The organism is Brevibacillus invocatus (genome assembly GCF_003710915.1).
GTDB lineage: Bacteria > Bacillota > Bacilli > Brevibacillales > Brevibacillaceae > Brevibacillus > Brevibacillus invocatus.
Genome location: NZ_RHHR01000001.1, coordinates 61829 through 69856 on the forward strand (window position 1 = coordinate 61829; position 8028 = coordinate 69856).

At 50.1% G+C, this 8028-nt stretch carries 10 protein-coding genes and 1 pseudogene; 2 read left to right on the forward strand and 9 right to left on the reverse strand.

Annotation, left to right across the window (positions count from 1 at the left end; genetic code table 11):
• Window positions 1–78: 78 nt before the first annotated feature.
• From EDM52_RS00350 to EDM52_RS00370, 5 genes are all read right to left on the reverse strand, one after another.
• On the reverse strand, window positions 79–408 hold the full coding sequence (locus tag EDM52_RS00350; protein WP_122907056.1) for a cyclic-di-AMP receptor: 330 nt from the start codon (window positions 406–408) through the stop codon (window positions 79–81).
• Between the two features lie 137 nt (window positions 409–545).
• The gene (gene tmk / locus EDM52_RS00355) at window positions 546–1187 is read right to left on the reverse strand and encodes a dTMP kinase (protein WP_122907057.1); all 642 of its coding nucleotides are present in this window, start codon (window positions 1185–1187) and stop codon (window positions 546–548) included.
• A 32-nt stretch (window positions 1188–1219) separates the two neighbouring features.
• A complete protein-coding gene (locus EDM52_RS00360) occupies window positions 1220–2692 on the reverse strand; it encodes an aminotransferase class I/II-fold pyridoxal phosphate-dependent enzyme (RefSeq protein WP_122907058.1) in 1473 nt (490 codons plus the stop codon).
• 103 nt (window positions 2693–2795) lie between these two features.
• Complete coding sequence (locus EDM52_RS00365) at window positions 2796–2975, reverse strand: sigma factor G inhibitor Gin (RefSeq protein ID WP_122907065.1); 180 nt, start codon at window positions 2973–2975, stop codon at window positions 2796–2798.
• Between the two features lie 60 nt (window positions 2976–3035).
• A complete protein-coding gene (locus EDM52_RS00370; RefSeq protein ID WP_122907059.1) occupies window positions 3036–4052 on the reverse strand; it encodes a hypothetical protein in 1017 nt (338 codons plus the stop codon).
• Window positions 4053–4236: 184 nt separating this feature from the next.
• Between EDM52_RS00370 and EDM52_RS00375 the strand changes: the two genes are divergently transcribed.
• A complete protein-coding gene (locus tag EDM52_RS00375) occupies window positions 4237–4764 on the forward strand; it encodes a hypothetical protein (RefSeq protein WP_245996393.1) in 528 nt (175 codons plus the stop codon).
• 8 nt (window positions 4765–4772) lie between these two features.
• On the opposite strand, the gene EDM52_RS00380 is transcribed toward EDM52_RS00375, so the two are convergent.
• The 3 genes from EDM52_RS00380 to EDM52_RS00390 are packed head-to-tail and all read right to left on the reverse strand — an operon-like array spanning window position 4773 to window position 6275.
• Window positions 4773–5039, reverse strand: a complete 267-nt coding sequence (locus tag EDM52_RS00380; RefSeq protein ID WP_122907060.1) for a pro-sigmaK processing inhibitor BofA family protein — start codon at window positions 5037–5039, stop codon at window positions 4773–4775.
• 12 nt (window positions 5040–5051) lie between these two features.
• On the reverse strand, window positions 5052–5282 hold the full coding sequence (locus EDM52_RS00385) for a DUF2508 family protein (RefSeq protein ID WP_057134139.1): 231 nt from the start codon (window positions 5280–5282) through the stop codon (window positions 5052–5054).
• A 15-nt stretch (window positions 5283–5297) separates the two neighbouring features.
• On the reverse strand, window positions 5298–6275 hold the full coding sequence (locus EDM52_RS00390; RefSeq protein ID WP_122907061.1) for a CPBP family intramembrane glutamic endopeptidase: 978 nt from the start codon (window positions 6273–6275) through the stop codon (window positions 5298–5300).
• 168 nt (window positions 6276–6443) lie between these two features.
• On the opposite strand from EDM52_RS00390, the pseudogene EDM52_RS25045 reads away from it, so the two are divergent.
• Window positions 6444–7004, forward strand: a pseudogene (locus tag EDM52_RS25045) (response regulator transcription factor); the annotation flags it as partial.
• A 333-nt stretch (window positions 7005–7337) separates the two neighbouring features.
• Here EDM52_RS25045 and EDM52_RS00400 read toward each other — a convergent pair.
• On the reverse strand, window positions 7338–7805 hold the full coding sequence (locus tag EDM52_RS00400; RefSeq protein WP_122907062.1) for an SRPBCC family protein: 468 nt from the start codon (window positions 7803–7805) through the stop codon (window positions 7338–7340).
• Window positions 7806–8028: the final 223 nt, after the last annotated feature.

Sequence of the window (8028 nt, forward strand, 5' to 3'; positions counted from 1 at the left end):
TCCTCCCCCATGCATTTCAGTATATACGAATGCAGGCGAAAAGCGAGTAAGATCTATATTTGCTACTCAATCACTGGATCAAAACGAATGAAACTCTCCTACATCCATGACAAAGACCGCTGCACCGCCGACCTGTACTTCCAAGGGATACGGCATGAACGAGTCAACCGCATTGCTGAGGGGAGAAACTGGGGTCACCATTTGTTTGCGTGATTTGCAGTTATGAGAAATGATGTCGATTACTTCCGGCACGCTTTCGTCAGACGTACCGATTAAAAACGTAGTGTTGCCTGCGCGTAAAAAGCTCCCGGTACTGGCAAGCTTGGTCGCACGAAATCCCTTTTTGACCAGCTGTTGAGACAAGCGACCGCTATCTTTGTCCTGTACGACCGCAATTACCATCTTCATCGGCCATCACCCTTTCCACCATTATCTTTGCATGGTTACTATCGTTGCTTCATTGTATGTGAATCCTCTAGGCTGGTTACGATATCCTTCTTACTAAGTAGTATACAGCATGTCTGTAACAAAGCGGTACTGTCAGCTTACAATCTCGCTAGCAAAGCCTCCATTGCAGACGCAAATACCTGATCCGGCTCTTGCTCTGCATCAATGACAATAAAGCGTTCGGGATCGCGTGCCATCGCCAGCTGGTACCCTTCTCGCACCCGTTCATGAAAACGAAGCCCCTCCAAATCAAGGCGATTGACTTCTCTTCCCTTGGTAGCATTGATCCGATTCAGTCCCACCTCAGGCGAAACTTCAAAAAACAGCGTCCATTGCGGCATGCAGTCTTCTACAGCAAAACGATTGATCGCGTATACTTCATCGATTCCAAGACCACGGGCATGTCCTTGATAGGCCAGACTGCTGTCGATAAAACGGTCGCACAGCACCAGTTTGCCCGCTTCAAGTGCTGGGAAGACCTTTTCAGCCAAATGCTGACGTCTTGCCGCCGCATACAGCAGCGCTTCCGTCCGTCTGTCCATCTGGGTGTGAGTAGGATTCAAGATGATTTCTCTGATCTGTTCGGCGATGTCAATCCCGCCTGGCTCTCTTGTCAAAAGCACATCCATCCCGCGGCGACACAGCTCCTCATACATCCGCACGATGACAGTCGATTTTCCCGCACCGTCGCCGCCTTCTACGGTGATGAATTTGCCTTTTCTTCCTGTTGTCACATTTATGCTCCTTCCAAGCCTGTTGTCAGCATACTTATTTAACGAACCACTTGTATCGTCTGCAGGCTATCGTCCTGCACGCCATGAAAACGGGTTTGCCCCGATCGAAGCTCTTGAAGCATGGACAGGCTTTGCTCGTCCATTTGCTCACCTGGCACCAAAATGGGGATGCCTGGAGGATAAGGAATGACCATTTCGGCAACGACACGACCCAATGACTGGTCCAGCGAAATCGTTTCATGCGGGAAATCTACCGCTTCATGCATGGGCAGTGCCTGCTCTCTTATATAATGAGAGGATACGATACCTGCCTGCACGATTCGCTCTGTGTCCTGATCTTCTTGCGCTTCGATCGATTCCAGCAAACGAAACAGTGCGTCCAAATCCCGTCCAGAGGTACCAGCGGATGCAACCAACAGAACATGTGTCTCATCAGCCAGCTCTGGAAAAATGCCGTGTCGCTCCATCAGCTGCTGCAATTGAAATCCAGTAAACTCCTCTGTCCGCAAGTGCAAGAACAGCTTTAGCGGGTCCAATGTCGCGTAGACGCTGTTAGCACCCAGCTCTGGCCCATGCAGCCACGATATGCGGCTAGTTCGCTCCCGCAGCTTGTCCAGCAAAGGAAGCAATCGGTCCCATTCGCTCGCTGCCTCCATCACCAGATGTCGCCTTGCCAGATCGAGCGAAGCCATCAAGGGGTAGGAGGGGCTCGAAGATTGAATCATCGCCAAATAACGGCGCAATCTTTCGCGATCTATCCGCTCGCCTTGCACATGCAGCATCGACGACATCGTCATGGATGAGGCCATCTTGTGTGTCGATTGCACAGAAGCATCCGCTCCAGCGTGCATGGCTGACGTCGGAAAGGCTGAGTGAAAGCCGTAATGCGCTCCGTGTGCTTCATCCACCAGCAAAGGAATGTCATGGCGATGTACCGTTGCCACCATTTTAGCCAAATCAATGCCCATCCCGTAGTACGTAGGATTGGTTAATAAGACGGCTTTTGCATCAGGATGCGCCTGCAACGCTCTCTCCACGTCCTCCCGCCGCACACCAGCAGCCACTCCAGTAGCCAAATCTACTGCCGGAACCAGAAAAACAGGAGTCGCTCTCGCCATGATAATCCCGTGAAACACAGATTTGTGGCAATTGCGCTGCACGAGTATCTTGTCTCCTGGTCGGCATACTGTCATGATCAGGGCTAGATTGCCTACCGTACTACCGCCGATCAAAAAGCGTGTCTCCTGCGCACCAAACGCTTCTGCTGCCAACGCTTCTGCCTCGGCAATCACGCCTTGTGGCTGATGCAAATCGTCCAACCCTGTAATTTCTGTCTGATCCAGCTCCAGTACAGAAGCGAAACGATCTCGACCGCCTCCGTCGAAGCTATGGCCCATTTTATGTCCAGGCACATGAAAGGAGTGCGGACGGCGTCTGGCATGCCGCTCCAGCTGTTCGTACAGAGGGGCTGTTTGTTGCCGCTCCCAAAAATCAGCATCACGTTCTCTCACGCACTCTTCACGTCCTTTGTTTCCAAATGTTTATCCTTCATTTTATCATGATTTGCAAGAAACGGAAAAAGGCATCGGAACGATTCCGATACCTTTTTTGCCTTCACGCATCTTTTAACCAGATTCTTCTCATCTGGTGAATAAAGAACGGATACTTTTCGTCCTGTACATCGGTGTTGACCATTTCCTGCTCGCATCGCTGACAGATAAACTGTTCACAGATGGCGATTCCGTCCTTTTGTTCCTCATCACAGACGATACAGCGCTGAGCAACTTTTTCCATAGTGTAAACGCCTGCCCTTTTCCTCAATCTACCAATCATTATACCCCATTATAATCAGCATCATTCCCAAACGTTCGTCTTTTCGCCAATTGCCCTGTATCTCAGCAGGTACGCCTGCGCCTCCTGGACGGGGAAACAAGCTGCTGCATCAAGAACAACAGGCTGTCTCATGGTACGGGAAAGCTCTGGCAAAGGGAGCTCGCCAATGACGCCATCTTTGTGGAGAATGACCAGCAGATCCGCATTGTGAAGCGTTTTTTCACACTCGGTAGAAAAAGTCCAAGCAACAGGGATTTCGTTCGGAATTGGCTCGTCCTCATTTATGTACAAGCATACCTCTTTTTCCTCCAGCCAGCCTGTAGGAATCTGCTTCCAAATGGACAAGGGGCCCCATAGCGCAATGCGCTGTACGTTCGTCTTTTTCATGATTTCTGTAGCTTCACGCTCCAACCAACTGCCTACAAACTGATGATCATGACGTTTTGGATACATCCATTCTTGACCGATTCGCCTGTCCATGCCCAATGCTCGTGCGACACCGTGCAGGGAAATACCCTCCTGATCACAGGTCTCTCCGAGTTCGAAAAAGAACTGCTCTTTCCAGGCCAAATAACGCGGGAGCTGGCGAACGGCTTCATCTACTTCCCGCATTGTGCTGACCAAGGAGAGGATCTGGCAGGCTGCGAGCTGCTTGCAGAGGACACGTACCCATTTTCCGTCCACATCTCCTCCAAGCCAGGCACGATCTTGGTCGAGGAGCCATACCATTCTGACCAACTCCCACTTCGTGCCTTCATTCGATCTCATGATGTCCGTCTGCCGATCTGCCCAACCATACGGAATGTCTGAGCCAAAGACGAGCAGCAATCCCGTTGTTTGACGCAGTCGCAGATCACCGTGCCACTCTTTTAGATCAGACGGCTTCGTCACCAGGAGTCCGTCTACCTCTCCTAATGACTCTAGGGAGACTGCCTCTTCCGCAATCACCAGATCAATCCCGCTTTTCGCCAGTTCTCGTTGGGCGGTAGTCGAGACCTCCCTCGATGCTGCCAGCACTACCGTCCTACTGTTAGACATGGTAAAGCTCCACTCCTTGTATATCGTTTTTTTCTATTATCCTACCCCTTCCAATCAAAAAAACTGCTGGCATAAGCCAACAGCTTGTCAACCGCATACCTGTCCTTCCTCAACCATCATGTCTGTGCGATAATACGGATGGGTACTCCCGAAACCTTTTGCCTGCTGGAGGAAGTGACTTTTTGTGAAGGAACCGATGCATCAAACCATCTATAGCTATAAATTGCTGTACCGTTTTCGCTGGAGAAGCGTCGGCTATCTGTTTCAGCTACTGCTGATTGGTCTTTCCCTCATCGGCATGTCCTATTATCTGCGGATTCCTGTTATTCAATTGATTGTGACTTTGGCGATCCTGCCTGCTATCGCGATCAGCCATCTCGTGGTGTTTCGCATCTATGCCAAGCTTCGGCTTCTGAAGCCCCAAACAACCGCCAACATGCTCGTCTCTCCCTGGTGGGGAACCGGCTATCGACTGCCCGTGCCGATCCGTCTATATCGTGTCACGGAGGGAAGTGTCATGGCCGGCAGTCTTTTTCTAGCGTTGGCTGCTTACGTATGGCTCCCGATCGAGTACGGTCTGACTTTGCTTTGTGGATCGATCATTTTGACGCTTCCCCGCTTGCTCGCCTTGTTCGTTTCTTTTCGTCAGCCCAAGCAAGCCAGCGTCAAGTATGAGGAACGCGGAGTTGCCTTTATGCGAACAGACGGATAAGGACTCTTTTACATCACCCATAGTTTAATGACGATCAATGCGGCCAGACCCGGCAGGCGCAGGAAACCGACAAGCAGCGCAGTGACCGGATTGATCGGTATATGAAAGCTGGCTAATTCACCGACCAGATTGGCGAAAAACAGCAGGATGGCTCCGATCACCACCTGCATGGCAGCAAAGCCTATCCAACGTATGGGGCGTGCCACAGACTTGCTTGCAGCAATGACCAGCATAATGCCGGTTACAACCAAACCAATGACCCATTCGATTGCCATGATCGACTCCTCCTACGCTTGTTGGCGATCTCGCTCTCGCTTGGCCTGCGAAAGCAGATACATGTATCTCTTCTCTGTCAGCTGCAGATAGTAGATCGCCTCGTCGATTCTTCCATCTGGTTCACAGATGTCCATGAGATAGCGAGCGTGTTGCCAGTCAACACGTGCGCGATTGACCGAAGCATCCAGCTCATTTCGGTCCCACTCGACTACGGTTACAGCCTTCCTTCCCCAACGACTCACCTGCTCAACCACTCCTTATTGAAAATAGTACAGCACACCAGTCATGTTGTTGATCGCGTGCAAGACGACAGCTCCCCAAATCGATTGGTAGCGATGCCGGACAAATCCTAGCCCCACCCCAATGACAAATAAGGGTGCCAGTAACGCCACGTCCATGTGCAACAGCGCAAACCAGAAGCTGCTCAACAATATGCCTGCCAGCGCCCCGAGACGTCTTACCAAATACGTTTGTACGACGCCCCGAAACAACAGCTCCTCCGCAATCGGCACCAATATCCCGATGACTAGCACAGATGCCCAAGCTGCCAGCATATTCGTGTTTTTCGCTTGGACGATCTCGTTTTCAATCTGCTGCTCCCGCTCTGAAGCGAGTGAGATGCCGAACCAATCCGCGACAGGCTTGGTAACGACGAGATCCATCACTTGTGCAATAAATAAGAGCAGCAGCAGCAACGTCAGGATCATGCGCCACAGCTTGATGGGCTTTTTGATCCCGATCTCTTCCCAACGCCCGCGAAACCAGAGCGGGATCAGCAGAAGCAAAAACATCTGATACATCGCAGATTCAAACACGCTGCCGACTGTGCCCGATGCAAAAAATGAACCCTCTAACACCAATCCGTACAAAATCAGCGTTGCAGCTTGATAGACATGCATCCAGGCAACGATATGAATCACATCGTAACCATCCAGCTCGTGGTATCCCCACAGCCAACGTCTCAGTCTTCGTTCCTTCACCCAACTGATGATGTATAGAACAGATACCACTATGCTCAAAACGGTTACAGCTAGAATGGTTAACGACATCCATACCGCCGGCTGATCCGCCGTGGTTGCCACCCAACGCCCGTCCACTCCCTTGATGAAGCGGATCATGGACAGCTCAGCGGCAAACATGATCCAGTACCCCATAAACAGCAGAATGGCCCAACGCGTGGACCTGCCGCTATGAGCCCCTCCACCGCGCGAAGACCGCCCTGTTCCTCTCAGCATCTCCTCACACTCCTATCTCACTCTATGTCTCGTCCCACAGAAAAATGCTTTCCCGATCAAATTAAGGGTTTCTTAAGGATATTGTAAGAGTAAATTAAAAACGAATTGCTACAATGGGCTTGGGGAGACTATCTCTTAACGAAAGAGGTCGATTAGGTGCAGCAACCAATCAATATTCTAGTCGTGGATGATGAAAGGGAGATTGCCGATCTTCTCCAGGTCTATTTGCAAAACGAGAATTACAACGTATTTACTTGCTATACAGCACAGGAAGCGATTCAAGTGTTCGAAACCGTCAAGCTCGACCTGGCCATTCTGGACGTCATGCTGCCTGATATGGATGGATTTACAATCTGCCAGAAAATCAGGGAAAACCATCACTTTCCCATCATCATGCTGACGGCCAAAGACGGAGTCATCGACAGAATCACCGGACTTACCCTGGGAGCCGATGACTATCTTATCAAGCCATTCCGTCCACTCGAACTGATCGCTCGCGTCAAAGCCCAGCTTAGGAGATTTACCACCTACAACAACAAAGAAATGGTTCCGGATGAGAATATCCTTTCATTTTCAGGACTCGTGATCAATCGACATGCCCATGAGTGTACGCTAAATGAGAGACCTTTATCCCTGACCCCTACGGAGTTCTCCATACTATGGGTTTTATGCAAAAACGGAGGTCAAGTAGTCAGTTCGGAAAGATTGTTTCGTGAAGTGTGGGGAGATAACGGAACAAAACCACATCCTCGATGCTTTCACGGTCTATCAAGCTTCCATCTAGAGCTTAAGATTATCGTAAGAGTTTCTTCAGACTTCTATCAGACGGAATTAAAAAACGCTTCCCGTCATGTTCTTTCTCTTTCATTGGTTGCTGTTATGGGGAGGAAAAAGCAACGCAAACTGGCGAATGCTCTCGATGTGTCTGTACATTATCCACCCGCTCTGCATCGTTGTCGTCAGAGGACTTGCAAAAGTAACCAATTTGGGCTGGCTGCTTGTGGAGAACAGCGTCGTTCATTATATGATGGTTGTCCTTGCCTCAATGATTGCCTCAATCCTCTACCTCACTTTCGCTTGTGACTCCGCCGTTCTCTTCAGATACAGATTCCGCTCCATTAAGAAATTTTGCATATACCTTTCGAGGAAGAGAACATCTGCGATTTTCCCCAAAATTCCATAGGGAGACGTATAGTCAAACGTGTCGATCATCCTTGTTTTGTTTTCTGCCACTGAGATGAATTCGTGCTTATGATAAAAGCGTTTAAACGCACCCTGTACCATTTCGTCGACAAAGAAATGCGGCTCATCCATCTCTGTAATCCGGGCAGTCAGTCGTTGTTTGATGCCAAAATGAACAGCCTCCCAGGTCACGCTCTCACCAAGTTGGATCAGCCCGCTAGTCACTCCGCCGATAGCCCTTTCTCGGGTTCGAGCAGTAGATTCCATATGACGGTCAATGCTTCGCGCCAGGTCAAAACAGACCTGATGCGGGGCATCGATGTCAAACTCCGTACGAATGACTGGCATTCACAGATACCTCCTATGGTTGATACTCAGCTTCGCGCCCCTTCACATAGTATAAGAAAACCCAGAGCGAAGCTCTGGGCCTTTTTGCGTTAGAGGATATCCGAAAGTTTGTACTCGTATCCATGCAATCCTTTGTAGTACTCAGGGTACATGGGATTACCGCAATGCTCACAACCAAATTGAGGCGGCACAGACGGATCACCATCATCCATTGCATCAAAAT